The sequence below is a fragment of the Chitinimonas violaceus genome, from assembly GCF_052601015.1.
Genome location: NZ_JBQXDJ010000003.1, coordinates 29,824 through 56,206, shown reverse-complemented (window position 1 = coordinate 56,206; position 26,383 = coordinate 29,824). Strand labels below are relative to the sequence as shown.

Genomic DNA, 26,383 nt, shown 5'->3' with positions numbered 1-26,383 from the left:
GTATTGCAGATACGTAGCAGGCTTTAACTAAATCATTAAAGATTATTACCTTGCTGAGCCTTCAAGGTATTTACCTCAGCACGCAAGGCTTTTACTTCTGCCAATAGTAATGCAACTACACCAGGAACATAGATTTGTTTCAAACCCGATTCAGTCGTCCTTACCAAACGTGGATCTGCCTGTTCTACATTTTGTGCTATCAAACCCAACGATGTTTCACCACTCTCATTCCATGTATAGGAATAAGCCTTCAATTGCTCCATGGATTCAGATACATTTTCAAGTGGCACAATGGTGTTTTTCAGAGTTTGATCACTCCAAACCCACCCCAAACAATTCCAACCACAATTATCATAGGGAGACTTCTTTTTCTCCGACTTGTCTGATTCTGCAGCATAAGCAAAAGCCAGAGTTGAAAGCAAAAGACTCACAACTAATTTGAAACCTGTTTTTCGCATTTTTTCTCTCTTGTTTTTTGTACGCACAGTTGCGTACGGTATTCGTGGGGCGTTGTTTTTAACACAGCCCAGTTTCATGTCAATTCAAAGCAGAAAATATATAAATAGGTATTGCATATCACCTTTTAACTTCAGACCAACAAGATTATTTATATTTCAATTACCTACCCAGCAAATCGAGACATTTGCCATAGCCAATTTACTACCCCCTGCTAGGCCTTAAATTAAGCCGCATGACAACAACCCGGAAACTGAAAAAACAATGAAAAACCAAGTATTACGACAAGACCTTATTGAACTCGATGGATCGCACGGCGAAGGTGGAGGCCAAGTACTGCGTACAGCGTTAGCACTGTCAATGATTACTGGCACCCCCTTCAAGATCGAACGTGTCCGCGCCAAACGCAGCAAACCGGGCCTGCTGCGGCAACATCTCACTGCCGTTCTAGCTGCAAGCACTGTTTCAAATGCCAAGGTGCAGGGGGCGAAATTGGGTTCGCAGGCCTTACGATTCGAACCCGGCCCGATTCGCGCAGGTGATTATCGATTTGCCATTGGCAGCGCAGGCAGCAGCACTCTGGTGCTGCAAACCATTCTGCCCGCCCTATGGTTTGCCAATGGTTCCAGTACCGTGTCAGTCAGCGGTGGGACACACAATAAAGCCGCACCGCCAGCTGACTTTTTGATTCGCTGCTGGTTACCGCTGTTGGCGCGTATGGGTGTAACACAGTCCATACGGTTGAACCGGCATGGCTTCTACCCTGCCGGTGGTGGCGAAGTACTTGCCCGGATCGAAGGAAGTAGCATCCTGAAGCCAATTACCTTGCTTGAACGCGGTGAACGCCAAGCACTATGTGCGGAAGCTTTGGTAGCCGGGGTACCGAGTGGTATAGCGAGACGGGAGTTGGACAAGGTTACGGAACAGCTCGATTGCACAGATAGCAAGGTTCGCGAACTCCCTCAAGAGGAAGGACCGGGTAATGTGCTGATGATTGAAGCCCGCTATGCCGAAATAACCGAGTTGTTCACGGCCTTCGGTGAACGCGGTATATCTGCTGAAACTGTGGCCGCAACTGCTGTCCAGGAAGCCCTACAGTATCTGCAAAGCTCTGCCGTAGTCGGTGAATACTTGGCCGACCAGCTACTGCTACCTATGGCATTGGCAGGTGGCGGCGCATTTACCGCTACCACAGCCTCATCGCATCTGCGTACAAACATCACCGTCATCGAGAAATTCCTGCCGGTGGAGATTCAGATTCACGAACTGGATGGAGGAGTCGTACGCATTGAGATCTCCTAGAACCTGCCAAGGTCTGCTGCACGCCGGCAAATAGTACTGCACTGCCACTACTTCAGTAGGCATCGAGAAGACTGGTTTGGATACCAGGGTTAAGCCAAACTTCTTGCGTCACCATATTGAAAAGCTGTGGCTGCAAGGCGAAACGCCAACCACCTTTGCGGTAATAGAGGAAATTGAAGCCATTAGGCGCAGGAAGACTGCCGTTGTCTCGCCCATAGTCATCGAAAGCAATGTAGGAAATAACTTCCTGTCCCTGCGCCTTTATGAGGTCGTTGACAGGTTGGCTGCCAGGATGCTGATGATGGTAGACCCGCATCATATGCGCACCGAGTGGCGATTCCGTTACCACCAGGGCACAGCCATTCATGGCGGCGGTAAATATGAATCTGTGTGCTGGGTTCCTTCTCGGCACATCAACATAGCCAGGCAGGACCATGCCCTGAATAAAAGGGCACCAGTAAGCGTTGATAACAGGATCACGTATATCGCCCTGCCTCACCGGGGCCAAGATGACCTGTCTTGAGGACAAACCATCCTGCTTGGACCGCTTCATTTCCTGCAGATCGAAAGCGCCTTGTTTACGCGCAATAAGCTCCATGTAGAGCTGATTATTCTGCTGCTCTCTGATATTGCTGAAGTGGAACCAAGCCAGACTATTGATAGCCCGCTGCCCGATATACCAAGCCGGATCGGTAATAAAGGCAAGATTTTGACCGTTCATTTCTTTCTCTCCCAGATGAACTAGTGGGCAATGCCACAGGCTTTTTCTCAGAACCTGTTCAAAGTCTTCTGCGCGTCAGCAATACGGCGTTGAAAACCCCCTCGGAATGCTCATTTACCTTGAGTAAACTCCGCTTCCTCGGCTGTTTTCACCTTGTCTCGCATTAGCTCGAGAGACTGTGAACACGCTCTCATAAGCCTTTTTTCGTTCCGTGTTTTCAAAGCAATACAACGTGAGCAGACGCTTCTTATAACTTGTTCAAGATTTGTCACGAGCTGCTGTCAGCAAGGTGCAGAGCAGCACATAAGCCCTGATTACGGCTGCGTAGTTAGATCATGAACAGGTTCTTATCCGCTCAGCCCCTATCTGTCATTCCTTTAAACAAAACGTTCAGAAATAGATTTCCAACTATTAAAAATTGCAGTCGCTCAATGATCCCTGCCGCTACACAGTCGTATGGTTCTAACGGTTTGCTGGTACCAGCAAACTGTTGTTCTATAGTGCAGCGAGTACCGTGAGCATTTCTTATTACTGCAAAAGTACCGCTAGCAAAGAAGGTTGTCTTGGATTGCCTTCGAAGTACTGGCATTACGGGGGTAACGACATGCGTCTAACCGTGGCGACACGCATTGCTGGTGGCTTTATGGCTGTCCTGCTACTTGCAGCAGGTATCGTCATTGTCGGTCTGGTAGGCCTTAGCAAAGTAAACAGCAACCTTCTGGCTGTTACTGATGGTGCTGCACCTATGATTGACGCCAGTGCACGTATGCAAGCGGCAACGCTGGAAGCCCGAGCCGCCGTGATGCTGCATTATCAATCCAGCACCCCCAGTGAATTAACAGCCATTGAAGCGGAATTTCAAACTGCCAAAGCACAGTATGACTCCGCATCCCAAGCGCTGAACAAGCTGGCCGAGTCCGACCCAAATATCCTGCAAGCATTCAACAGTGGCCACAGTGCCAGCGCACAAATCTTCGACATGGGGCCTAAGGTCTTACAGGCACATCGCGATGATGTGGAGAAGGGGCTATTGGTCACCAAGCAAAAGCGGGAACTGGGCGATATGGGGGATGAACTCAGTGCGCTACTGGCCGAAACGAAAAACCCCAAAGCCCAGGAATGGGATAAGACAGCGGTGGAAGTTTCAAAGTCAGTAATAGCCGCCTTGGATAAGGTTAATCCTTTTGCCGTCAATGCCGCAGCCAAGGAAATAGGTGCGAAGTTCGCCGTTGCGGATGAGTTCGCTGCTGCAGCGCCTGAGGCTGACAAAGCCATTGCCGCATCCGCACGGTTGAAAGCGGCGGCAATTGGCGAAAAGGGGTTGTTAGGGCTGTATGTAGCGCAACTCCAGTTGCGTAAGAATGCAAGCCAGATGCTGCAAGACATGGGCAAGGCAAGCAAAAGTGCCAACAACCAACTGGTAGTACTAAATAAAGCCGTCAGCGAGTTAACCCTGAACGCCAAAGAGACAGCCGATGACAGCGTAAGTTGGAGCCAACGGCTGCTGATGGGATTTGGTGTGGTAGCACTTTTGGTTTCAGTCGCCGTGGCTTATTGGATCAGTCATGCCATCAGCGGACAATTGAAACAACTATCCGGTGCGATGAGTCAGATCGAGCGCGATCTCGACTTCACCCAACGGGTACAGGTGATTGGCAACGACGAAGTCGCCGCTACCGCGGTGTCTTTTAACCATTTGGTGGCAACCGTACAGGCTGCACTACGCGATACCCGTGAAGCATCCACCAACATTGCCGAGGTAGCCCGCAGCCTGCTGCAAGCTGCCAATCAGGTTTCGGATGGATCAATCAAACAAAGTGCCGCCTCCGGCACCATGGCTTCTGCCATAGAGGAACTCTCCACCAGTATTAGCCAAGTCAGCGACAGTGCCAGCAGTGCCCATGAGCTGACGCACAACGCAGGTAATAGCGCCCGCGCAGGTGCAGACATCATCACGAATACCGTCCATGAGATGACGGCAATTTCCAGCGAAATCAGCCAGCTTGGCATGTCGGTGGATGAACTGGGGAAGCGTTCCAAAGAGATATCCAGCATCGTGCAAGTCATCAAGGAGGTAGCAGCCCAAACCAACCTGTTGGCACTCAATGCAGCTATCGAAGCGGCCCGCGCCGGTGAACAAGGCAGAGGCTTTGCCGTTGTGGCCGATGAAGTACGCCTGCTTGCGGAACGGACTACCGGGGCAACCAAAGACATCGTCGAAAAAATCAACGCCATCCAAGACTCAGTCGAGACAGCCGTAAAGGCTGTACGCAGTACTGTTGGCCAAATGGACAGCGGTGTCGTATTGGTCAAAAAAGCGGGTGATGCGATGTCGACAATCACCGAAGGTGCCACAGAAGTCGAAAAGACGGTCTATACCATTTCGGATGCCCTGGTAGAACAGAACTCGACAGGCCACCTGATTGCCGCCAACGTGGAGCAGATTGCCCAGATGGTCGACCAGAACACCCGCGCCGCCAACGACGCTTCATCCTTGGCGCGCAATCTGGAGAGTGTTGTGCAGAAACTGGAAGCCAGTATCAGTCGCTTCCGTAATTGATTCAGTACCAGCTACAAACCACTGTGGTGGTAAGTATTCAGACGGTTACTTCAATTCCAACAACACAAGGAGCGACGCAATGAAATGTTTGACAAGCAAATGGATTCTGGCAACGGTGCTTAGCCTATGTGCTGTGGGCGCCTTCGCTGGCAATTGCGAACTGATGGTAACGAGGACAGCCTGCCCCGGTAAGGAAGCCATCAGTTATAAGAAATGTGAGGGTAAGGCCTCCTGTACTGAATTCGTCGATGCAGCAGATGCTGGCGCCTGCAAAAAAGCAGCGGCCGATGCCTGTGAGAATAAGCGGCTTAACGTGACAAAATCCAAGGTAATCAATGCCAAATTCGATGGTGCTGCGCTGAAAACCGACAAAGGCGATGCCGACTTCTGCAAAGCCTACCCTCATCGTGCCGAAGAATTCGACAAGTGCTGAACCAGCTTGGGCTTAGATGGAGCACATCCTAGCTAAGCAAATTAGCGAAAAAGTGGTGTAACCGAGCTGTACTGAACAAAATTTGAAGCAGATCAATCAACCGGTGCTGGAGCAATTCACACCGGTTTTTCATTTTTGGAGACACTGTTCAACGTCTCGTTAACAGCTGTCAGCAACAAGGTTTACCCACTATCGAATACCCCTTCATCAAAGCTGTCTCAAAGTAACTTGAAATCATCCAAGTTGACCACATCTTGGGCCCATTGGATTGATAAACCCAAGCTGTAACAAGGTGATTCCTATGAGCAAACAAACGCTCGGCTTTCAGGCCGAAACCAAGCAACTTCTGCAGCTGATGATCCATTCCTTGTATTCCAACAAGGAAATCTTCCTGCGCGAGTTGGTCAGCAATGCCAGCGATGCTTGTGACAAACTGAAGTTCGAAGCCCTGAACAACGATGCGCTGTATGAAAACGACGGCAGCCTGCATATCGATGTCGCGTTCGACAAAGAAGCCCGCACCGTCACCATCAGTGACAACGGCGTTGGCATGACGCGCGATGAAGTGATTGCCAACATTGGTACCATCGCCCGCTCCGGTACCAAGGAATTCTTCGGCAAGCTCAGCGGCGACGCACAAAAAGATGCCAACCTGATTGGCCAGTTCGGTGTGGGTTTCTACTCAGCCTTCATCGTGGCCGATCGCGTTAGCCTCACCACACGCCGTGCTGGCGACAGCACCGCTATTCGCTGGGAAAGCGAAGGCGCCGGTGATTTCACGCTGGAAGACGTGGCCAAGGAAAGCCGCGGTACCGAGATTGTGTTGCATCTGAAGGAAGGCGAAGACGAATTCCTCGATGACTGGCGTTTGAAGTCCATCATCAAGAAATACTCCGACCATATTACCCTGCCCATCCGTATGAAGAAGGGCAATAGCTACGGCGAGAACGGCGAAATCATCGTCAGCGACGAGCAGGAAACCGTGAACAAAGCCAACGCCTTGTGGGCGCGTAGCAAAAACGACATCACCGAAGAAGAGTACAAAGCCTTCTACAAGCATGTTTCGCATGATTGGGAAGAGCCGCTGGCCTGGAGCCACGCACGTGTGGAAGGCCGCCAGGAATACACCGAGCTGCTGTATGTGCCAAAGCGCGCGCCGTTCGATTTATACGACCGTGAACGTCGCCACGGTGTGAAGCTGTTCGTACGCCGTGTCTTCATCATGGAAGATGCTGAAAAACTGTTGCCACAATACCTGCGCTTTATCCGTGGTGTGATCGACAGCAACGACCTGCCGCTGAATGTCTCGCGGGAAATTCTGCAGCACAGCAAAGATATCGACGCCATCAAGGCCGGTTGCGTCAAGAAGGTATTGGGCCTTCTGGAAGACATCGCCGAAAACCGCAAGGACGACTATGTCGTCTTCTGGAAGGAATTCGGCAAGGTGTTGAAAGAAGGTGTAGGCGAGGATTTTGCCAACAAGGAACGTATCGCTGGTCTGCTGCGCTTTGCCAGTACCCAAGCTGACACTGAAGCGCAAACCGTATCGCTGGCCGACTACGTTGCCCGCATGAAAGAAGGCCAGGACAAGATCTATTACGTCACGGCCGACTCCTTCGCAGCAGCCAAAAACAGTCCGCATCTCGAAATCTTCCGCAAGAAAGGCATTGAGGTATTGCTGCTCAGCGATCGTGTGGATGAATGGTTTGCCAGCAGCCTGACCGAATTCGGCGGCAAGCAACTGGCCTCTGTCGCCAAGGGCGGCTTGGACCTCGGCGCACTGGAAGATGAAACCGAGAAGAAGGAACAGGAAGCCAAGGCAGACGCATTCAAAGACCTGATCGCCAAGGTGCAGGAAACCCTGGGCGACAAGGTGAAGGAAGTGCGCATCACCCATCGCCTGACCGACAGCCCGGCTTGCCTGGTGGCGGACGAGCACGGCATGAGTGGCAATATGGAGCGCCTGCTAAAGTCGGTAGGCCAGAATGTCGCGGGTACCAAACCTATTCTCGAAATCAATCCGGACCATGTCCTGGTTGGCAAACTGAAAGCCGAGCTTGCAGGTGAGCGCTTCAGCGACTGGAGCCACATCCTGTTCGACCAGGCGCTGCTGGCAGAGGGTGGCACGCTGGAGGACCCGGCGGGGTTTGTGAAGCGGTTGAATGGGTTGATGCTGGCGATGTCCAACTAATCACCCGTACACGATCTTGCTGCGCAGCCGTGATCAGGGCTCATGTGCTGCTCAAAGTCCTCATGTACAAAAGTACATTCCGGCTTCTGCGCTGCGCTTCACTCTGCTGACAGCTGCTCGCGACAGATAGTGGACAGGTCGTACAAGGTCTGCTGTACGTCGACAATATTGCGTTGAAAACACCTATCCAAATGGATAGGTGTTTTTGTTTGTGGCTTTGCTAAATCGAATATCATCGCCAGCTGTACATGCTTCTTGTTGGAACCCTCTGCGTATTTTTATGGCATAACACGCGCAGCACCATCCAAGTCAGGCCACAACTGTTGTCCATACCTGCTCTGGACTGCCATCGCCCAAAATAACGAGGAGACATGCATGCAATCCTTCACCCTACTACGCCACGGCATAGTGGCAACAGTACTCTGGTCTGCCACCCAGTCGGTCTTTGCTGCCACTGTGCTATCTGCCGGTGCCGTCGCAGCACCGGACCAATATGGTACCGATGTCGCCGCCGACATTCTCAAAGCCGGGGGTAATGCTGTCGACGCAGCCGTTGCCACCGCCTTCACGCTGGCGGTGACCTACCCAGAGGCTGGCAATATCGGGGGTGGGGGTTTCATGACCTTGTTTGTAAAGGGCAAACCTTATTTCCTTGATTACCGCGAAGTAGCGCCAAAAGCGGCAAGCAAAAACATGTACCTAAATGAACAAGGCGAGGTCATTGAGAACCTGAGTCTGATCGGCGCCAAAGCCGCAGGCGTACCCGGTACAGTAATGGGAATGTGGGAAGCTCATAAACGCTTTGGCAAGCTCAAATGGGCCGATCTGATCAAACCCGCCATCCATTACGCCGAACATGGCTTCCTTGTTGCACCCGGCCAGTTCCAATACCGGGACGATGCCGTAAAGTTTTTTTCAGACAAAACCAATTTCTCAACCTACTTCAAGAGAATGGTGGGTGGAGAAACTTTCCGCCAACCCGAACTGGCTGCCACCCTGCAGCGCATTGCCAAACAGGGGCCTAGTGACTTCTATCGCGGTAAAACGGCAAAGCTGCTGGTAGCACAAATGGAAACCGATGGCGGCTTGATCAACCAGCAAGACCTTGCCAGTTACCGTGCCAAATGGCGCGAACCGATTCGCATTGATTGGCGCGGTAATGCCATTTACACAGCACCACCACCTAGTTCCGGCGGTATTGCACTCAAACAGTTGCTGACGATCAAGGAACACCGCGCTGCGGACTTCAAAGATGTCGCGCACAACTCAGCCCGGTATATCCACCTGCTTTCCGAAATCGAAAAACGGGTGTTCGCAGACCGGGCCGATTATTTGGGTGACCCCGAGTTTTCAAAGGTACCCGTCGAACAACTGACTGATGCCGCCTACTTGAAGCGCCGTGCCGATGAAATCAACCCAAGTGCTATTTCGCCGACGGAAAAAGTCCGGCCTGGCTTGGAATCACACCAAACCACGCATTTCTCGATTGTGGACAAATGGGGCAATGCAGTAGGTAATACCTATACGCTGAATTGGGACTTTGGCAGCGGCGTAATCGTAAAGGGCGCAGGCTTTCTGCTGAACGATGAAATGGACGACTTCAGCGCCAAACCCGGTGTGGCTAACGCATTTGGCGTGGTGGGCAAAGACGCGAATGCCATTGCACCGGGCAAACGTATGTTGTCATCGATGAGCCCTACCATCATGACGCGCGACGGCAAGGTTGTAATGGTGATTGGCACGCCTGGCGGCTCACGTATCTTTACCTCCATCTTCCAGGTGCTGAACAACGTCTACGACTACAACATGCCTTTGCCTCAGGCCGTAGCCATACAGCGTGTACACCATCAGCTGCTGCCTAAGGACACCATCTACTTTGAAGGCTATGCCCCGCTTAGCGACGAGGTTGCAAGCGAACTGAAGACTATGGGTTACACCTTGCAAGACCAAGGCTGGAAAATGGGTGATATCCAGGCTATCCGCATCAACGGCAATGAACCTGAAACCGCCTCCGACCCTCGTGGCCGTGGCGTGGGACGAGTGGTTCGATAGGAGATGCTGCGAGTAAGCACGGCTAACAACACCAGAAGCATCTGTTAGCCGTTCTTACTTTTTGTTCATTCAATCATGCACAAACAGCGCCTTACCCATAGCGAACATACCAGGTGCATAGGTCACCCCGGCAAGATTCGCCAAGGTGGTCGCGTTCTGCCAGTACTTGTCGGTATTGTCCAAACCCGTCAATGCTCGGTCTTCCGCATCCAACGCAGGGAACCCGATCGATAGCAATTCTGCTGTACTAGGGGTACGCCAGCCTGCATTCAAGCCACACTGTTTGGTGGCATTAGCTTTATCAAGCAATTCTGTTGCACCATCCAGACCGAATTCCTTTTTCCACCCCACGCTGCCCGACTTGGCAAGGAACCAGGTTTTATTGGTGGCTTTGTGGCGGAAACAATCGGACTTCACCGCCTGTGGAATACCGGTTTTATCGATGGCCTGCATCGCCCCTTGCCGGACATACCGTACCAACCGGCTCGCTGCCTTGGGTTTATGGAAACCATCGCTCAGGCTGTTGCCACTACCAGAGAACGGAGCACGCCAAGCCAGTTGATAAAAGCCCGATTTATCACGTGTCCAGTAAAACAGAGCCGGGTCATGGTCATTGAATACTGCCGGGTCTTTCAAGCTGGATTGATCGGCCTTGAGCAGGGTTTCCAACTGGCTGGCTTTGGGCAACTGCCAATCGCTGTACCCACACAGGTTTTTCAAACGCGCCAGATCAACCAACGCCTTGGTCATTTCCAGTTTGTTATCGCTATCGACCCCCGATGCGTAAGAACCATCCAGCGGCCAAGGCGTCTGCCCTTTGATGCTCGCACCTTGTCTATTGGTCAACGTGAAGTCGGTGAGCATCCACACGGTATCCTCAAGGTCACCAATTACCCGTGCACAGGCCGCGTCACTACGATTCACCGTTAAACTGCCATCGGCGCGAAGCAGCTGGTAATCATTGACCCCACCTTGCAACGCGCTCAGCTTAGCCTCGGCTTGTGGGAGCAATGCATTGATATCGACAAGCAGACGTTGCAATGCAAACAGTCGGGCGCTTAGCAGCTGTTGTTGCACCGTCGACAACTTGTCGGATTTCAACACTTCTTGAAGTGCTGCAATGCTTTGCCGGATTACCAACTGCTGATCACGCATGGCGATAATCGCCGGTTGCAGCTCAGCAATGGTCGGGGTACCAGCCGTAAACACCGCATTCAACGTATTGAAGCGGCTTGTACCGGTTGCCAGCCCTTCTTCTGCACGTTTGTCGAGCACATCAATTCCCGGCTGCAATTGCAAGGAAGCAAAGCGCGTTTTTACTGCGATGATCTTGCCATCCGCGTTATCGTAAGCAGTTTGCTGTTCCGTCACCTGGGTTTGCAATGCCACCATCGACTGTTGCAGACGTACCGTATCTGAAACCCCATCGCGCACCAGCTTTTGCCCATTGCTGTCCTTCAGCACATTACCCCGCGTATCGGTCTGGTACAGCACCCGCTCTGCCAATGCCAATGGCGCTTTGGGCTTATCGAGTAACTTGCCCCAGGCTTTACGGGTATCGATCAGTTCTGCAACCAACTTGTCGGCTGTGGCGGCATCGACTGTTTGCAGCGCCATGGCTTGCCCAAGCGCGGTATCCAATTCAGTCTGCTTTGCGTTGACTTGTTTGAATTGGTCGTCTGCTTCTTGCAGTGCTTCCTCAATGCGCTTATCCAATGCCGTTGTTTCAGGAGACATACCCGCTACCAGGCGCGCGACGGTATAGCTCAGCATGAGTGCACCTTCTGCACCACGCTGCTCATCACGCGCCATTTCACCCTGGCCCAATGTGTAGTCGTACCATGCAAATCGGTACAACAGGCGGTCCACCTTGCCCTGTTTCAACGCATTGGCCTCGTAGCTTGCTGTCCAGTAATGCGGGCGAATCGCTGCCTGGGCAGTGGCAGCCAAACGCTGCTGATCTTCAAATACGTAATGGTCCAGCGTCGCCTGCCATTCCTTGCCGTGGTAACGGAAGCTGGTTTCGTTCAAGCCCTTGAGCTGCGGCAGGGTTGGCAGCTGCCAGTCGCTGCGGCCGCACCACTTTTCCGCGTTGGCCTTGGCAATAAACGCCGGCAGCTGGTCCTGGCGCAGATTCTCGCGCATTACAGCCTGCTTACCACCCAACAGTGTGGGTTCATCCTGAAAACTCAACCGTAGCCAGACAGCCCCTTTGCCAACCCCCTCCCGCATATCCTGGATACAACGCCACTGCTGCGCCACAGGCAGCAAGCTGCCCTGCCCGTCCTTGTTGTCGAAAACAGTCTCGGCTGGCAACACATCACCATTGCCGGCAAGCTTGCGGAAGCGGTTGGTCTTGTAGGCATTCAGCGGGTCTTCGGGTTGCGAACTGGTCACTCCGTTATTGCCAGGGTCTGGATTTACTGGGTTGGGTTGACCACCACCGTTATTGTCCGTGCTTAATGCAATCAGTTGCTGCAACTGTGTTTGGACGCTCACCACGTCGAGCTGCTGCTGGCTATCGACACTTTGCAAGTGTTGGCGTAGCAGCCCTTGTTGCAGCTGCCCCCATAAACGCTGGGCTGGCGATGTTTCAGCTTTGATCGCCTTAGCCTGCTCACCCAGCAACCCAGTCAATAACATCGCCTGGTTTCGGGCTTTGGTATGTTGGCGTGCCACGAAGTCTGCCGCCATCAATTCAACCGGCAAACCTAATGCGGTAGCCACCTTGCTGGTCGCCGCCGCTCTATCGAGCTTATCGGCCTGCATGCTGGCATGTACCAAAGTGGTAAATGGCGAAATCACTGCGTTGTCAATGTTGTCTGCGCGGCTTAGCACGTAGGGTGTGGCAACCACTCCCAGAGTCTGGTCAACCGCACCACTTGGTATCTCCGCCAGCATGGGCGTGTCGCGAACGGTATCGGCCATCCCGCGTACTGAAAAACTGTAGTGCCCGGTTTTGTCGGTAATCGCCTGTGGTTCCTGCTTGCCGTCCCCTTTATCGCACTGACCGTTCCGGTTGAGATCGAGGCACACGGTTGCGCCTTCGATGTAACCATCGACCACCCTACCGCTGTACGTTTGCTCGGCGGACGCGGTAGGGCGGGAAGTCGTATCCGGCAAGGGCGCTGCCTCATTGCCGCCACCGCCCATGCACCCTCCCAACAGCAGGCTGCTGCCGATCAACGACGCCAGCAGGGTCGGTTTGTTCTGTTTGTGATTTCTGTTCATGGTGGCTATGTCATCAGCAACGGGCAATGGGGTTAACGGTCGGCAATAAGGCGCAGGCTCAATGCCTCGCCTCGGCTGGCTGGGAATGGATTGGACAAGGTATGGTTGAACTGGACCGTCCAGATTTCCTTATTCGGGCTCCACTCCTCGCGGCAGCTGTTGTCGAGATCCGGTGCGAAATTCGGATGTGTGCTGCACTTGTTGGTAGCGCTCCAGAAACGCTCGCCATCGTGGTCCGATACATCGAGATCGGCGAAGGTCTTGTAATACGCAGTGGTGAGATAGGTGGTGTACATATCGGTCTGCCCAGATGGCAGCACCTTGGCTTCCACGGTCAACGTCAACAGCTCGGCCAAGGTCGGTAAGCGCCAGTTGCTGCGGCCACACACCTTGAGTGCATTGACTGCCTTGAGTGCGCTGTTCACCGTACACCCATCCTGCAACGAGCAATTAGCCTTGCCGGTGCCGTCCCAGGTAAAGCGTTCGTTGCGGTTCAGTACGCTCTCCGCATTGCCACGCTTGCGCATCAGCCAGTAGGCACCTTTTCCGTAACGCAGGTCCTCTACGCAATCCCAATTGCCTTGGTCAAAACGCTGGGCGGATGCGACCTCCGAGACACCATCAGCCTTCAGGCGACGAAAAGCCAAGCCATCTTTACGCGCCACCTCCTCGGGCTTGGGCACAGCACTGCCGGTTTGCACCACGGTAGGCACAGTACCTTCTGCTACCGACACAAACCGCGCGCGTAGCTTCTCGTTAGCCATAAAGGACTGGTATTCCAAGGCATGGCCATCCCGCAGGTCGATGCCACGCCAGTGGCGATAGGCATTGGCGGCGCTGGCGCTCCAGAAACGGCGTTCACTGCCCAGATCGTTGAATACGTCATGCCATGCCGGTTTCATCATGCGTGTGCCGTAGGTCTGCACAGCCGTCATCGCAAGCTCGTTGTACGTCGGCAGACGCCAGTTGCTGATGCCGCAAGCCTTTTCTGCATTGAGTCGGGTCGCGAAACGCTGGGCTTCGGCCATGGTGAACAATGCTTGTGCATCGGTCGCCAACCATGTGGTGCTTGGCCGGTCGTCATAGCGCTTATCGTCAATACAACGATAAGCGACGTTGTCGGTCTGTACAGTTGCATCGGCGCTGGCATCATTCTGCAAGACATCGAGCACACCATTGGCGGCTTGGGTGAATTTGGCACCCAATGTGTCCGCATCACTTTCCAGTGCCGGCTTGTAGACAGGTACATCCTGGCGCACCGGTAAACCACCGCGAATCAGCCGGACGAATTGCACCGCCCCTTTGTAGGCATGATCGCGATATCGATCGGCCGACAGAGTGAAATACCCCTTGCCGTAAGCCTGCATCATCGCGTTTTTGACCGAGAAGTTGCCACGCTCGACACCCTCGTCAAAGTTATTGGCGAGCTTGTCATTTGAAGGCGCAGTAGTGCCCGACCAGTAATAGGCATAGGTCTGGGCTTCGAATTCCGGCGTATCAGTGGCTGTCCATACCGTGTCGGGGAAGATATCGGTATCAATCGCCGGTGTTTTACTGCCTTCGTTATACCGGTCCTGCCGCAGCAGACTGCGCAGCTCGTTATACGTCGGCAGGCGCCAATCGCTATAGCCGCACAACTTCTGCGCGTTGATCTTGCCAATCAAGGTATCGGTATCGCACTCGGCATTCTTGTCGTTACAGGTTTTCTGTTCGCTTTCGGCAATCACATAGTTGCCATTGCCCCAGCTGAAACGGTTCTTGATATACAGAGGGTGGTTGGCATCTTTGCTGCCAACACTCCATACCGCCTGATTTGCCGCATCGAATACACAGGGCCAGGCTTGGCCTTCGAACTTGGCACCCTGGTTGGCCAGTGGTGCACCACTCGCATCGAGCTTGACGAAATTGTCATCGGTACCGGCAACCACATTCAAGAACACCTGGCCGCGCAAAGTAGCGCTGCCATATTGCGGGTGGTCACGTACATCCACGCTATAACGCACCGCTGTCTCACCGCTGAAACCGGGCTGCGGGTAAAAATAGAGGACGTTGTCACGAATCTCGACCCGGGCAACCGCCTTACCGCTTTGCAGTACATCCTGCGGCCCCTTCACCGACGCAGCGGTAGGTGTTTCCAGCGCTACCCGGTAGTTCGTCCAGACACCTCGACCATCGCTATAAAGCCTGCTGCTGACTGGCATGCCGGCTGCCGTCAGCTGGCGGCTATCAGGCACGGTAGAGGGTGCTGTCACCACACCAGTGTTGGGATTGCCAGATGCTGTACTGCCCACCTCCGAACCGCTGTCCCCGCCCCCACAACCACCCAATACCAAGATGCCGGCCAATACAGCAACAGACAGGCTGTTTTTATTTGATTGCCACATAGCGTTTAACTGAACAGTTCTCCGTGTCATTTGATGTCTTGCGCAATTTGGGCTGCGCATAGGTATAGGTTTGGAACTGGTTCACCATCTTGCTGCGCAACCTTTCAATCAAGGCTCACGTACAGCTTTCAACAGACCGTAAACAGGTTCTTAAAGCGACGACTTGAGCTGCAGATTGCAATCCACGGTTACGGCAAACGTATCTACCGGCAACGCCACATCAGGGTCGATAAGCAAGGAAGTACTATAGATGCCGCTAAGCAGTGCGCTAGGCGACACCACACTGGCGCTCAGCAAGGCGTTACTCGCAGCAGTGTCCGCAGCCGGTATATGCGATAGCGACCTCCCCGCCAGCTCGCGGGACCGCGCGTAGTGCGCCGACGTGGTGAGCGCCTGGTCCTGCAGATCAAGCGCAAACATCATTTCGCTGGGTTGCTTGGGGTGTGAAACCGCAGCAATAAAGCGCTCACCATCGGGCTTCTTGCCTATCACCTGTATATCGCCACCAAAGTTGACCAGAGCCGAATCGACACCAGCTTCGCGCAGTAAACCGGCAGCGACATCCACCGCGTATTCCTTGATCACACCACCCAGATCGAGCCGGGTATCGCGGTGTGGCAGTACAAGCCAATCGCCGTCGAGCGACCAGCTGGTCAAGCCCATACAGTGGGCATAACGTGTGCGAATCCCCGCTACTTCGGCCATCGACCCTGCTTTGCGCAAGCGATCGGCAATCGTGCCGTGGCAAATATCGAATACCCCGCCGACACGTTGGGCATGCTCACGCACCAGCGACAGTACCTGTACCGTTTCAGCATCCAACCGGACTGCATCGTCACGCCGTTGATTGATGGCCTGCGTCAACCAGGAGTCTGCCGCGTAGTAGTTATACGTGCGCGCCAATGCCAGCACCCGCGCTGTCACCGCATCACACAAAGCCTGCCAACCGCCCGTATTGGGGGTATAGATGCTGAGTTCACACTCGGTGGTCATCGCAGCAAAACGGTGAATAAAAGCCGACATCAGAACTTCCAGATGTAGCCAGCGGTAAGCCAATCGGCCGCAAAGCCATTGCTCTGCCAGTAATGGCTGAAACCGATGTTAAAGCTGTGCTGCTTGACCGGACGGAACTCCAGGTTCAGCTGCGCGGTTTGCACGGTGAAGCGGCCCAGGCGCGCATCGTTGGAACCATAACCTGTCGTGGCGAACATATTGGGCTGACCGTTGTAGGCACGATAAAAATCAGCCTTGTCCTGCCATTGCCAGCGGTAGACCGGGTTCACCCGCAACCAGGGCGTAGCATCCCAATACAATTTGGATTCGACGGTATGCGCAGCAATAGCCCAGCTATCGCGGTAGAACCGATACCAGAGATTGCTGGTGAAAACAGGCAGCCATGCTCGTATCCAACGCAAGGTAAACCCTAAACTGTTGCGTTTATCAGGGCGGGAGTCGTTCGCCATCAGCTTGCTGCCATCGTCCTGCAGCCGCACGGTCTTGAGATAGTGGTTGGACAGGTAGCCAGTCTCACGCGCGCCGAACAAGGTCGCTTCCAACGTGTTGGTAGCATTCAGGATTTCGGTAATGCCCACCTGCACGTTGTAAACCCGGCTGTCCGCATCACGCGCATTGTTGGTAAAGGGCGTGGCAATAGCAGTGTTGTTCTGCACGCCAATACCGGCGTTGTATGAGCGGTTGTGCAGCTCGTCATGCCACAGCATCACCGCCCCGGAGATTTCAGCGCTTTTGAAATCGGGCTCGTCGGAATAGGCTGCGCCAACGGTATATTCATTGCGCGCTGCATCCCGCACCGTCAGCGCGCCGGAACCTGCACGGCGTACTTCCTTGGGCAGGGTCTGCCGGCTTTCAACAAACTCCCCCACCAGGTTCGGGTGAGGTTTCCAGACCGGTGTAGCGCCGGAAATTGCGTCGTAGCCGTAATCGAGCTTCAGCGAATAATCGGTACCAAAATCCTTTTCTAAACCGAAAGTGATGTAATCGATGTCCATGCGCTGATCGTCTTCACGATACTGCATGGCCTGCGTGGAAAATTTGTCTTCAGCGTTTGCTGTATTGGCGCTCAGCGCCAAGCCGCCGGCCAAGGCCAGCATCAGGGTAGGTTTATGCATGGAAGGAATCAGTTACATCCGCAACCGCCACCACCGATACCAGTACCACCTTTGATGGCTTCCTTGGAGGTGTAGACATGCAGATCGAGCTTGGAAAGCGCAGATACAGGACCAGCCGGTTTCATTGTGTCTTGTGCCAGAGCAGCCTTCTGCCAGGGCATGACGGACTGACAGGCAGACAATGCAAACGCCAATAAGAGCACTACGCCAGACTTCATAAAGCCCCCAGCGCTTTCAGCTCACGTTCGATCACCTTGTCGATGTCGGCCACAGCACCGATATGCATGCTGGCAACCTTGCCATCCTTGATTACGTACAGCGCGGGGAAACCCAGAGGGCGGAACTTGGCGACGAGTTCCTGTTTCGGGTCGTTGACCACCCGGAAATTCAGCGCATTCACAGCGCGCAATTCCTTTTGAAAACTTTCAGCCGCCGCCACCGATTCATTCACATCCACACCAATCACTTCGATCTTGCTCTGGTCTGCACGCGTGTTGAGCGCGGAAATCAGCGGGATCTCCTTACGGCAGGAACCGCACCACTCTGCAAAGAAATCGAGCACGACCACCTTACCGGCAGCAATATCGAGCTTGGCCAGCGAAGCCGGGTCTACCAGGTCCCCAGCTTTGAATGCATAGGCCGGCAGACCTGCCAGCAGTACAAGTGCAAATACCAGTGATTTCATGTTGAAGGACTTTCTGCGAGTCAGAATTTCAGCTGTGGAAAGGCGTAGTCCAGGGGAATTGCACCCAGGGTGTTATCGAGCACCTTTTCCTTGTCACGAATCTGGCGGCTGCCGTATACCAACCGGGTCGATTGCAGCACCAACATATCGGCCTTGCCACGCGTAACGTATTCACCCAGTGACTGGCCGTTGTTGACTTCCAGCAGGCGGATACGGTTATCAGCCAATGCCAGAGCCAGCGTCTGGCCATCACCCGCCACATCCATCGCCCGTACCTCGGCCGACTGCGCCAGCACTTTGCTGGCTAAAGGCTTGGCAGGGTTGCTCAGGTTGATGACATGTACGGTGTTGGCACTTGCCACGACCAATCTGCCCACGCCGGCAAAACGCATATCGCCAGGGACAGACCAAGTGGTGCTGGCTGCCGCAACACGTGTACCGGTTGCCAATTCAAACAGCGCCAGGTTCCCTTCGCGCGCCAGTGCGATATAACGCCCACCGGGCGATACGGCGATACGCTGCGGCACCCAGTCGATCTTGATGCGCCGCTGCAAGTGCATGTCGCTACCGTCGAACAGATAAAGCTCCTGTTCTGGCTCGCTCAGTGCTACGACGTACTGTCCGGCTTTATCTGCCGCAAGCTGGGTAAAGCCTTCGTTCGTACAGGCCGGCAGCTTATAGAGCGGCTGTACCACGCGGGCCTCGCCCTTATCAGTGAGATCGACGCGGAATACGCCTGTGTTTTGAGGAAAGTCTCCGCAGCCGGATTGACTGACGGCTTTGCCGCTCGTAGTGGTGAACAACACAAAGGCTGCCTTGCCGTCTGCGCTCAGGGTAAGCTGGGACAACTTGTTCTTGGGTTTGGTATCCACGACAGGAGGGATGCCACTACCGGGATCGCCACCGCCCGTCCCTGGCGGTATTGTGGGCGGAACAGGTGTTGGCGGCATAGGGCGTGGTGGCCTGGTACCGCCGCCACTTGCCGCAGAAACAACATCTACCCTTATTGCCCGAACAAACGGTTGCACAGAAGGCGCGGCGACAGGCTCCACAGCAGGCAAACGCTCTGCCGCGGCCAAGGCGTTGTTCTCAAATTCGATCTCGCTGACACGACTGTTTGGCCGCAGCACAAACAAGCGGTTGCGCCCGGCATTCCCCAGCACCGTTACGTCAGCCACCGCTGCCATGGTTTCAGCCGTATCGTCTTGGCTACCTACCAGCCAAGGCATTTCCTGCATCTGAGCGAAAAGCGGTTTAAGGTGTTCTGCGGCCACATCGGGTACAGCTGCCCGCTGGTCCAACATCCGCTGGGATATCACCGCCAACACCAATGAACTGCTGCCATATTGCTGCTGATAACGCAGATAAGCCTTGGTCAGCGTTTCCGCCAGTGCATCATCGAGCTTACCCAACCGTTCTGTCAGCAACGTACGTGCCGCTTGTGCATCGGTCGCTTGACCGCTTGCCACCACAAATGCCAATAAAGTCGACAGGCCGTTGACCTGGCTGCTTCCCAGTTCCGACATCAACACCGCGCTGCGGTTGCCATCATGCTTGCCCACGCGCTCCAGCACCACACGCTGTGCAGCGGAGGGGGTCAGCGAAGATTCACGTATGCTGTGCTCTGCAGTTGCGCTATCAAGGCTAGCCTCACCATCGTCGCAAGCAAGGTTCTGGTTGGTATCGATACATAGGCGATCGCTATAGCTGGCCGGCACCGTGCTGACCGTCGTACCGGCCTCACCGCCGTCTCCCCCGCAACCCGTAGCGCCGAAAGCCGCCACCACCAATACCGCCAAAAGTTTTACGCGCATGGAAGTAATGCTTTGAAATCAGAAATTGTTGAATGTGGGTATCACTGACATACCCGCTGGTTATAGGCGCTTTCAACCGACACATCGGCCTGGTTGAGACTCGAGTACGCACATTTACGAACGCTGTTGCTTCCCCGCCATACCCGATGCAGACCAATCAGCGCTGTACTAAGCCCAGCACACTTTAGTACATTTCTAAATGATAACTAGTTTTATTTGCATTTAACAAGATAAGGTGCATGTGAACCAGAGGAAGTGACACGATTTGGAGACACAAGACATCAGACCCCATCGCGAGCGACTATCAGCAAGGCTGCAAAGTAATGCGGAAACCGAAGTACTTTTGATGAATGTGAGGCAACGAACTTCTTGGTGCGAAGCACCTTGGAGCCGGGCTAGACAAGGAGAAAACTGCCGAGGAAGCAGAGCTTACGAATGGTAAGTGAGCATTCCAAGGCTGTTTTTAACGCCGTATTACTGACGCGAAACGGACTCTGAACAGATTCCTAGCAGTTCGATGCCCCTTGCGGGAACCTTTGAGCACCCGATCGAAGCTGGGCAGTAGGATCGTAAGCAGGTTCTAAGTAGATTGGGATCCACTTTTAGCCATACCTACCGGTGATCAAAAAAAGGACCTGTTGAATCAGTTTTCTAGTACAAAAGTGAAGTCTAATCATTAAATCCATATTATTATGAATAATTGGTTAGAGAATAAATATCCAGCTGGATATTAAACCCGTTGGGAACGAATAAAATGCATGCTCGGCTAGGGACCGCGTTAGTAGCTTCAGTACTGTCCTCTACTTTAATGGCTGGAATTCCAGAAGAATTACGTATTTGCTGGATGGATGGATTACAAGAGCCATTCTTGATGCTTGACAAAAACAACCAGGCAACAGGCATTGCAGTGGAGATGGTGACAGAAATACTTAGGCGGAAAAATATAAAATTTACAAATACTTTATTACCCTGGAAACGGTGCTTGTTAGAGATTGAAAAAGGTGGCATGGACATACTTCCAATTGCCTCTTATAACGAAGAACGTGCTAAGTTTGCGTATTTTACCGAGCCCCTATACGTAAACCACCTAGTATTTTTCTACCAAACTGATAAATTCAACAAACCTCCTAACATCAAGGATATAGAGGGCATGAAACCTTATCGATTTGGTGGTGTGTTAGGGTTTAACAATGACCAATATGATGGAAAGATTACAATAGACACGGGAGCCTACGACAGAAAGACGCTAATAAAAAATTAATATTAGGCAGAGTGGACTTCGCTATTGAGCAAAAAGAGATTATTTTAGCGCAAACACAACTCGGCCTTGTTGACTTGAATCGCATTCAGTACATACCCGACCCTATACTTCCCTTGAAAAAATTTCATGTCATGGTAAGCAAGAAACACCCTAGGGCAATAGAACTAAAGACTGCATTGGACGAAGGAATAAAATCACTCGAAAGAGATGGTACGATACAAAAAATTCGGAAAAATTATCATCTAGAACATTAAAAATATTATCTCAACATAACTCCTTCTTCCTGCACTTAGTACTTCCACAAAGAAATATTTAGTTAACAAAATAAGCCTAATAATTGCAAAGACAACTATTAGGAAATGTAGTGTCCTTAAAATGGGCAGGTTCGCAAGAACCTGCCTTTATTTTCGAGGCAACAACGTCGACCGGGGAAAACCCTTCGCAGATGTCTGGTCTCTTCTCGTCAGTCAGACCGCCAAGCTATTGAATTGCTCATCCAGGCCTGCAATCCAGTCTGCTTTCTGCTCTGCTGATGCAAAGCTCGCTTCCAGGCTATTACGCGCCAGCTTGTACCAAGTCTTCGCATCCCAATCGAAGGCAGCCTGTACAGCACGGATGTTATCGCCCAGATAGCCGCCAAAATACGCAGGGTCGTCACTATTCAACGTTACCTTCAAGCCCGCTTCCAGCAACTTGGGCAAGGTATGCAGCTCCATTTGCTCGAACACGCACAATCGGATATTCGAGAGCGGGCAAACCGTCAGCGGAATCTGCTCCCGCGCTAATCGCTGCATCAAATCCGGGTCTTCACTCGCGCGTACGCCATGGTCGATACGGCTGACCTTGAGCAGATCCAACGCTTCGTAGATATAAGCAGGTGGTCCTTCTTCTCCAGCATGTGCCACCACAGGCTTTCCCAATGCACGGCAACGGGCAAACAGCCGCTCAAACTTGGCTGATGGATGGCCACGCTCGCTCGAATCCAAACCAAAACCGTGTATGCGGTCAATAAAGGGCTCCACCTGTGCCAGCATCGCAAAACCTTCGTCTTCACTCAGATGGCGCAGGAAACAGACGATCAACCGGCTAGTGATGCCAAAACGGGCATTACCCTCGGCAGCACCCGCTTCCAGGCCTTTCAGCACAGTTTCAAACGTGATGCCACGCGCGGTATGAGTTTGTGGGTCGAAAAATATCTCGGTATGGACAATACCGTCGGCTTGAGCGCGTTCTAGATAAGCCAACATCAGATCGCGGAAATCCGCCTCGGTACGCAATACATCAGCACAGGCGTAATAAAGATCGAGAAAGGATTGCAGATCGGCAAAGTTGTATGCTGCGCGCAGTGCCTCGGAATCGACATATGGAAAAGCAATGCCATTACGCTGAGCCAAAGCAAAAGCCAACTCAGGCTCCAACGAGCCCTCAATATGCATATGCAGCTCAGCCTTGGGGCAACTCAACGCGAAATCCAGAACAGGGTTATTGGTAGCCATGGCAGCGCAAACAAACATTAAGAAAGGGGCTGCATTGTAAGCAATACGCTGTGGAAAATGCCCTCGGAATACTCATTTACCACTCGTAAACTCCGCCTCCTCGGTCGGTTTTGCCTCGTCTTGCTGTAGCTCGCGAGATTTTGCTGGCTATCATCGGCGCCACTAACTCGGCGGTAAGCCCAGGTTATTGCAGCTTTACACGATGCTGCATTGCCACAGTAAGGTCTAATTTGTTACTCAGGAAGAAAACATCCCAGAAGGAATGTTTATAGTAGCGAACACACCAGTGCGGTGATCAAATAAAGGAATAGTCAATGAAACACCTGCTTGCTGCCAGCTATGCCAGCCTGTTGTTGTTGCTCTTGCCTGGCGCAGTACTGGCTGATACCACCCCAGCGCCAACCATCCCCTTACGCGATTTCTTCAAAAACCCCGATAAAACCAATTTCCAACTTTCCCCCAAGGGCAAGTACATCTCCTTCACCCAGTCTATCGACAATCGCCTTAACATCCATGTCATGCCAGTCGGTGGCAAAGCCAAACCAATTACAGCAGTAAAGGATAGGGACATCCGCCAATACTTCTGGAAAGGAGATGACCATCTCTTGTTCTTGAAGGACAACGGTGGAGACGAAAACTACCATCTGTACGCAGTAGACCGGGCCGGTAAAACAATGCGTGATCTGACCCCATTCGATAAGGTACGCGTCGAGTTGATTGATGACCTTGAGGAGCACCCAACGGACGTACTGGTAGGGCTAAACAAACGCAACCCCGAAATATTCGATGCCTATCGCCTCAATGTGAAGACCGGCGCATTGACCATGGTAGTGGAGAACCCTGGTGATATTACTGGTTGGATTACCGACCATGCCGGCCGCATCCGTATGGCGCAAAGCACGAATGGGGTGACGACCAGCCTACTGTACCGCGCTGACGAAAAGTCCTCGTTCCAAAATGTCCTGACCACAAACTTCAAGGACTCAGTACAGCCACTGTTCTTCACCTTCGACAATCAACGTCTGTATGCCACCTCCAATCTGGGACGCGACAAGCAGGTGATTGTCGAACTGGACCCGGCTACCGGCAAAGAACTCAAAGTGGTATACCAGCGTGATGACGTGGATGTGGCCGGCTTGCTTTACTCTAAAAAACGCAAAGTGCTGACAGTCGCGACTTTTGAGACCTGGAAAGCCGAGCGCCACTTCTTCGATTCCAGTATGGAGAAACTGATCAGCCGCTTGGCAACCAAGCTACCGGGTTACGAAATCAATCTGCAAGGTAATCGCAATGAGGATGCCTGGATAGTCTCAGCCTGGAATGACCGTACCCGCGGCACCCGTTACTACTACGACCCCAAGACCGACAAACTCAGCAAACTGGCGGACGTCACCCCCTGGCTGAATGAACAACAGATGGCGCAGATGAAACCCATCCGCTATCAAAGCCGCGATGGCTTGATGATCAATGGTTACCTCACGCTCCCGCTTGTAAAGGAAGCCAAGAACCTACCTGTGATTGTGCATCCGCATGGTGGACCATGGGCGCGAGACAGCTGGGGATTCAACCCGGAAGTGCAGTTTCTGGCCAACCGCGGGTATGCAGTCCTACAGATGAATTTCCGCGGTTCCACTGGGTATGGGAAGAACTTCTGGCAAGCGTCGTTCAAGCAATGGGGTAAAACCATGCAGGATGATGTCAGTGATGGCGTACAGCAACTCGTGAAGGATGGCGTGGCTGATCCAAAGCGTGTTTGTATCTATGGTGGCAGCTATGGTGGCTATGCCACGCTGGCCGGGCTTACTTTCTCGCCCGACCTGTATGCCTGTGGCGTGGATTATGTAGGGGTCAGCAATCTGTTCACTTTCATGAAGACGATTCCCCCATATTGGAAGCCCTACCTGGAAATGATGTACGAGATGGTGGGTAACCCGGAAAAAGACAAAGAACTCATGCAGTCAGCCTCACCAGTGTTCCATGTGGACAAGATCAACGCCCCACTATTGGTCCTGCAAGGCGCAAAAGACCCGCGCGTCAATATTGCGGAATCAGACCAGATAGTCGACGCATTGAAAAAACGGGGCGTGGAAGTGGAATACATCGTCAAACAGAATGAAGGGCATGGTTTTGCCAATCAAGAGAATCGCTTTGAGGCATATGAAGCTATGGAACGCTTCTTCGCCAAACATTTAGGCAGTTAACCCTCTAAGAAAGGCCAGCGATTGCTGGCCTTTTTCTCTTGTTCATTCTCTTGCAACCTATCAAATTACCTAAAGACTCACCCCCAAGACTTCCATCGCCGAACCTTTTCAAGGTTCCATAAGCCAGGGCAAGACAAGGCACGAACAGCCGAGGAAGTGGATATCACAAGTCAACACATGGGTATTCCAAGGGTGTTATCAACGCCGCATTACCAACACGTAGCGGACCTTGAACCAGCTCTCAGAATATCCCCGCCAATAAAGTCCCCCTTACTGCACAACACCGCACAATATAAAGCGCTCAGGGGCTTGCCAAGCCAATTCGTCACAGCGTAAAAAGCTGCTTAAGAATCTGTACGTAATATTAGTCTTTGTTAATTAACAATATTTCAGGGCTTGCTGCGGTTACGCAGCTAGACGACAGGCGCTGCGCGTCACTCTACTGACGGCAGCTCGTAACTTAGATAGTGAACAGGTTTTCAGAAGAATCAAGAAGACAGCTAGGAAGCAACTTATAGATCCACGCCCCCACAATCAGGGGCTGTACTACACACCACTGCATCGACTCCCTACTTCAATGCTCTTCCCACGCTAGCCAAGCTGCGAGGAGCACTAGTGCTCGCCATTCTGGCGACATGAAGGGAGAGGTATTGCCAACGCACAGGCGATATGACGATTCAACCCATTCAATAACGAGCGCTAGAAAGCGCCACTTGCATCAGTACTGACAGCAAAAACCCAAATAGCAACCGCACAAATGGTTTGCACCAATCAAGAAGGAGCTTCAATGCTGCAATACGTAAGAACCCAACGCCTAAGCCTGCAACGCTGGAATGATGGGGACCTGGACACCTTTCACGCGCTGACCAGCAACCACCTCGTCGTACGCTGGGTAGACGACGGCCGTACTTTGAACCGCGAAGAAACTGCTCACCGGATCAACACGGTGAATGTCGATATCGATCGCTGGGGCTTTGGCATCCATGCCGTAGTGGAAAATAACAGCAACACCATCATCGGCTGGGCGGGCCTTATCCACAGCCCACACGCACAAGCCCATGATGAGGCCGAAGTGTTGTTTGTCTTTTCCCCCTCAAGCTGGGGGAAAGGCTACGCCAGCGAAATCCTGAATGCCATGGTGGAGTGGGCTTGGACCCAAACCTCACTTCAACGCATTGTCGCTACCATCTACCCTGAAAATCTCGCTTCGCAGCAAGTCATGCATAAGTACGGTTTTCATCGCCTCGGTAACTTCGTTGACGCCAAAGGATTACTGGAAGTCCACTTTGACCTACACCGTCACTCACGCCACACGGGCAAAAAGCATCACACCAAGACCAATCACCTTCTCGCACTGTTAGATTGACCAGAATAGGGGAGCCAGCCTCCCCTTTCCATTTCGCGCCAAAGATCGGAATCGAATTCCTACGAGCTTGTTCAAAGCCTAGACCCAGGACAAAGTGGAAA

At 52.8% G+C, this 26,383-nt stretch carries 18 protein-coding genes; 8 read left to right on the top strand and 10 right to left on the bottom strand.

Features of this window, described 5'->3' with window-relative positions; all coding sequences use genetic code 11:
* Positions 1-35: 35 nt before the first annotated feature.
* A complete protein-coding gene (locus ACUHMQ_RS01925) occupies positions 36-458 on the bottom strand; it encodes a tail fiber domain-containing protein (protein WP_445293753.1) in 423 nt (140 codons plus the stop codon).
* A gap of 262 nt (positions 459-720) precedes the next feature.
* Here ACUHMQ_RS01925 and rtcA point away from each other — a divergent pair, with 262 nt between their 5' ends.
* Positions 721-1,758 carry an RNA 3'-terminal phosphate cyclase gene (gene rtcA, locus ACUHMQ_RS01920; protein ID WP_445293752.1) on the top strand — a complete coding sequence of 346 codons (1,038 nt, stop codon included), beginning with the start codon at positions 721-723 and terminating at the stop codon, positions 1,756-1,758.
* A gap of 52 nt (positions 1,759-1,810) precedes the next feature.
* Here the strand turns inward: rtcA and ACUHMQ_RS01915 are convergent, their stop codons facing one another.
* Positions 1,811-2,479 (bottom strand): hypothetical protein, encoded by a 669-nt coding sequence (locus tag ACUHMQ_RS01915; RefSeq protein WP_445293751.1) that lies wholly within the window; start codon positions 2,477-2,479, stop codon positions 1,811-1,813.
* Positions 2,480-3,083: 604 nt separating this feature from the next.
* Between ACUHMQ_RS01915 and ACUHMQ_RS01910 the strand changes: the two genes are divergently transcribed.
* The 4 genes from ACUHMQ_RS01910 to ggt all read left to right on the top strand — a co-directional run bounded on the left by ACUHMQ_RS01910 (position 3,084) and on the right by ggt (position 9,715).
* The gene (locus ACUHMQ_RS01910; RefSeq protein WP_445293750.1) at positions 3,084-5,039 is read left to right on the top strand and encodes a HAMP domain-containing methyl-accepting chemotaxis protein; all 1,956 of its coding nucleotides are present in this window, start codon (positions 3,084-3,086) and stop codon (positions 5,037-5,039) included.
* A gap of 79 nt (positions 5,040-5,118) precedes the next feature.
* Positions 5,119-5,472 (top strand): hypothetical protein, encoded by a 354-nt coding sequence (locus tag ACUHMQ_RS01905; protein WP_445293749.1) that lies wholly within the window; start codon positions 5,119-5,121, stop codon positions 5,470-5,472.
* A 301-nt stretch (positions 5,473-5,773) separates the two neighbouring features.
* Positions 5,774-7,663: a molecular chaperone HtpG gene (gene htpG / locus ACUHMQ_RS01900; protein ID WP_445293748.1), complete on the top strand. Its 1,890-nt coding sequence runs from the start codon at positions 5,774-5,776 to the stop codon at positions 7,661-7,663.
* Between the two features lie 375 nt (positions 7,664-8,038).
* Positions 8,039-9,715: a gamma-glutamyltransferase gene (gene ggt / locus ACUHMQ_RS01895; protein ID WP_445293747.1), complete on the top strand. Its 1,677-nt coding sequence runs from the start codon at positions 8,039-8,041 to the stop codon at positions 9,713-9,715.
* Between the two features lie 69 nt (positions 9,716-9,784).
* Here ggt and ACUHMQ_RS01890 read toward each other — a convergent pair whose 3' ends face one another.
* From ACUHMQ_RS01890 to ACUHMQ_RS01860, 7 genes are all read right to left on the bottom strand, one after another.
* On the bottom strand, positions 9,785-12,946 hold the full coding sequence (locus tag ACUHMQ_RS01890) for an Lcl domain-containing protein (protein ID WP_445293746.1): 3,162 nt from the start codon (positions 12,944-12,946) through the stop codon (positions 9,785-9,787).
* Positions 12,947-12,978: 32 nt separating this feature from the next.
* Entirely contained in the window at positions 12,979-15,330 is a 2,352-nt protein-coding gene (locus tag ACUHMQ_RS01885; protein WP_445293745.1) for a DUF1566 domain-containing protein, read from the bottom strand.
* A 150-nt stretch (positions 15,331-15,480) separates the two neighbouring features.
* A complete protein-coding gene (locus ACUHMQ_RS01880; RefSeq protein ID WP_445293744.1) occupies positions 15,481-16,353 on the bottom strand; it encodes an FAD:protein FMN transferase in 873 nt (290 codons plus the stop codon).
* Positions 16,353-17,459, bottom strand: coding sequence for a DUF3570 domain-containing protein (locus ACUHMQ_RS01875; protein ID WP_445293743.1), 1,107 nt, complete (start codon positions 17,457-17,459; stop codon positions 16,353-16,355). Before ACUHMQ_RS01875 ends, ACUHMQ_RS01880 begins: the two co-directional genes overlap by 1 nt.
* Positions 17,460-17,467: 8 nt before the next feature.
* On the bottom strand, positions 17,468-17,677 hold the full coding sequence (locus ACUHMQ_RS01870; RefSeq protein ID WP_445293742.1) for a DUF4266 domain-containing protein: 210 nt from the start codon (positions 17,675-17,677) through the stop codon (positions 17,468-17,470).
* Positions 17,674-18,144, bottom strand: coding sequence for a TlpA family protein disulfide reductase (locus ACUHMQ_RS01865; protein ID WP_445293741.1), 471 nt, complete (start codon positions 18,142-18,144; stop codon positions 17,674-17,676). The genes ACUHMQ_RS01870 and ACUHMQ_RS01865 overlap by 4 nt, the downstream gene beginning before the upstream one ends.
* A gap of 20 nt (positions 18,145-18,164) precedes the next feature.
* Positions 18,165-19,958: a WD40 repeat domain-containing protein gene (locus ACUHMQ_RS01860; protein WP_445293740.1), complete on the bottom strand. Its 1,794-nt coding sequence runs from the start codon at positions 19,956-19,958 to the stop codon at positions 18,165-18,167.
* 754 nt (positions 19,959-20,712) lie between these two features.
* Here ACUHMQ_RS01860 and ACUHMQ_RS01855 point away from each other — a divergent pair.
* The gene (locus tag ACUHMQ_RS01855; protein WP_445293739.1) at positions 20,713-21,219 is read left to right on the top strand and encodes a substrate-binding periplasmic protein; all 507 of its coding nucleotides are present in this window, start codon (positions 20,713-20,715) and stop codon (positions 21,217-21,219) included.
* Between the two features lie 467 nt (positions 21,220-21,686).
* On the opposite strand, the gene ACUHMQ_RS01850 is transcribed toward ACUHMQ_RS01855, so the two are convergent.
* Positions 21,687-22,715 (bottom strand): adenosine deaminase, encoded by a 1,029-nt coding sequence (locus ACUHMQ_RS01850; RefSeq protein ID WP_445293738.1) that lies wholly within the window; start codon positions 22,713-22,715, stop codon positions 21,687-21,689.
* Between the two features lie 314 nt (positions 22,716-23,029).
* Between ACUHMQ_RS01850 and ACUHMQ_RS01845 the strand changes: the two genes are divergently transcribed.
* A complete protein-coding gene (locus ACUHMQ_RS01845; protein ID WP_445293737.1) occupies positions 23,030-24,916 on the top strand; it encodes a S9 family peptidase in 1,887 nt (628 codons plus the stop codon).
* A gap of 787 nt (positions 24,917-25,703) precedes the next feature.
* Positions 25,704-26,282: a GNAT family N-acetyltransferase gene (locus ACUHMQ_RS01840; RefSeq protein ID WP_445293736.1), complete on the top strand. Its 579-nt coding sequence runs from the start codon at positions 25,704-25,706 to the stop codon at positions 26,280-26,282.
* Positions 26,283-26,383: the final 101 nt, after the last annotated feature.

Coding starts and splice junctions, on each gene's coding strand:
- ACUHMQ_RS01925 (WP_445293753.1), bottom strand. CDS start 458: ATGCGAAAAACAGGTTTCAAATTAGTTGTGAGTCTTTTGCTTTCAACT.
- rtcA (WP_445293752.1), top strand. CDS start 721: ATGAAAAACCAAGTATTACGACAAGACCTTATTGAACTCGATGGATCG.
- ACUHMQ_RS01915 (WP_445293751.1), bottom strand. CDS start 2,479: ATGAACGGTCAAAATCTTGCCTTTATTACCGATCCGGCTTGGTATATC.
- ACUHMQ_RS01910 (WP_445293750.1), top strand. CDS start 3,084: ATGCGTCTAACCGTGGCGACACGCATTGCTGGTGGCTTTATGGCTGTC.
- ACUHMQ_RS01905 (WP_445293749.1), top strand. CDS start 5,119: ATGAAATGTTTGACAAGCAAATGGATTCTGGCAACGGTGCTTAGCCTA.
- htpG (WP_445293748.1), top strand. CDS start 5,774: ATGAGCAAACAAACGCTCGGCTTTCAGGCCGAAACCAAGCAACTTCTG.
- ggt (WP_445293747.1), top strand. CDS start 8,039: ATGCAATCCTTCACCCTACTACGCCACGGCATAGTGGCAACAGTACTC.
- ACUHMQ_RS01890 (WP_445293746.1), bottom strand. CDS start 12,946: ATGAACAGAAATCACAAACAGAACAAACCGACCCTGCTGGCGTCGTTG.
- ACUHMQ_RS01885 (WP_445293745.1), bottom strand. CDS start 15,330: ATGTGGCAATCAAATAAAAACAGCCTGTCTGTTGCTGTATTGGCCGGC.
- ACUHMQ_RS01880 (WP_445293744.1), bottom strand. CDS start 16,353: ATGTCGGCTTTTATTCACCGTTTTGCTGCGATGACCACCGAGTGTGAA.
- ACUHMQ_RS01875 (WP_445293743.1), bottom strand. CDS start 17,459: ATGCATAAACCTACCCTGATGCTGGCCTTGGCCGGCGGCTTGGCGCTG.
- ACUHMQ_RS01870 (WP_445293742.1), bottom strand. CDS start 17,677: ATGAAGTCTGGCGTAGTGCTCTTATTGGCGTTTGCATTGTCTGCCTGT.
- ACUHMQ_RS01865 (WP_445293741.1), bottom strand. CDS start 18,144: ATGAAATCACTGGTATTTGCACTTGTACTGCTGGCAGGTCTGCCGGCC.
- ACUHMQ_RS01860 (WP_445293740.1), bottom strand. CDS start 19,958: ATGCGCGTAAAACTTTTGGCGGTATTGGTGGTGGCGGCTTTCGGCGCT.
- ACUHMQ_RS01855 (WP_445293739.1), top strand. CDS start 20,713: ATGCATGCTCGGCTAGGGACCGCGTTAGTAGCTTCAGTACTGTCCTCT.
- ACUHMQ_RS01850 (WP_445293738.1), bottom strand. CDS start 22,715: ATGGCTACCAATAACCCTGTTCTGGATTTCGCGTTGAGTTGCCCCAAG.
- ACUHMQ_RS01845 (WP_445293737.1), top strand. CDS start 23,030: ATGAAACACCTGCTTGCTGCCAGCTATGCCAGCCTGTTGTTGTTGCTC.
- ACUHMQ_RS01840 (WP_445293736.1), top strand. CDS start 25,704: ATGCTGCAATACGTAAGAACCCAACGCCTAAGCCTGCAACGCTGGAAT.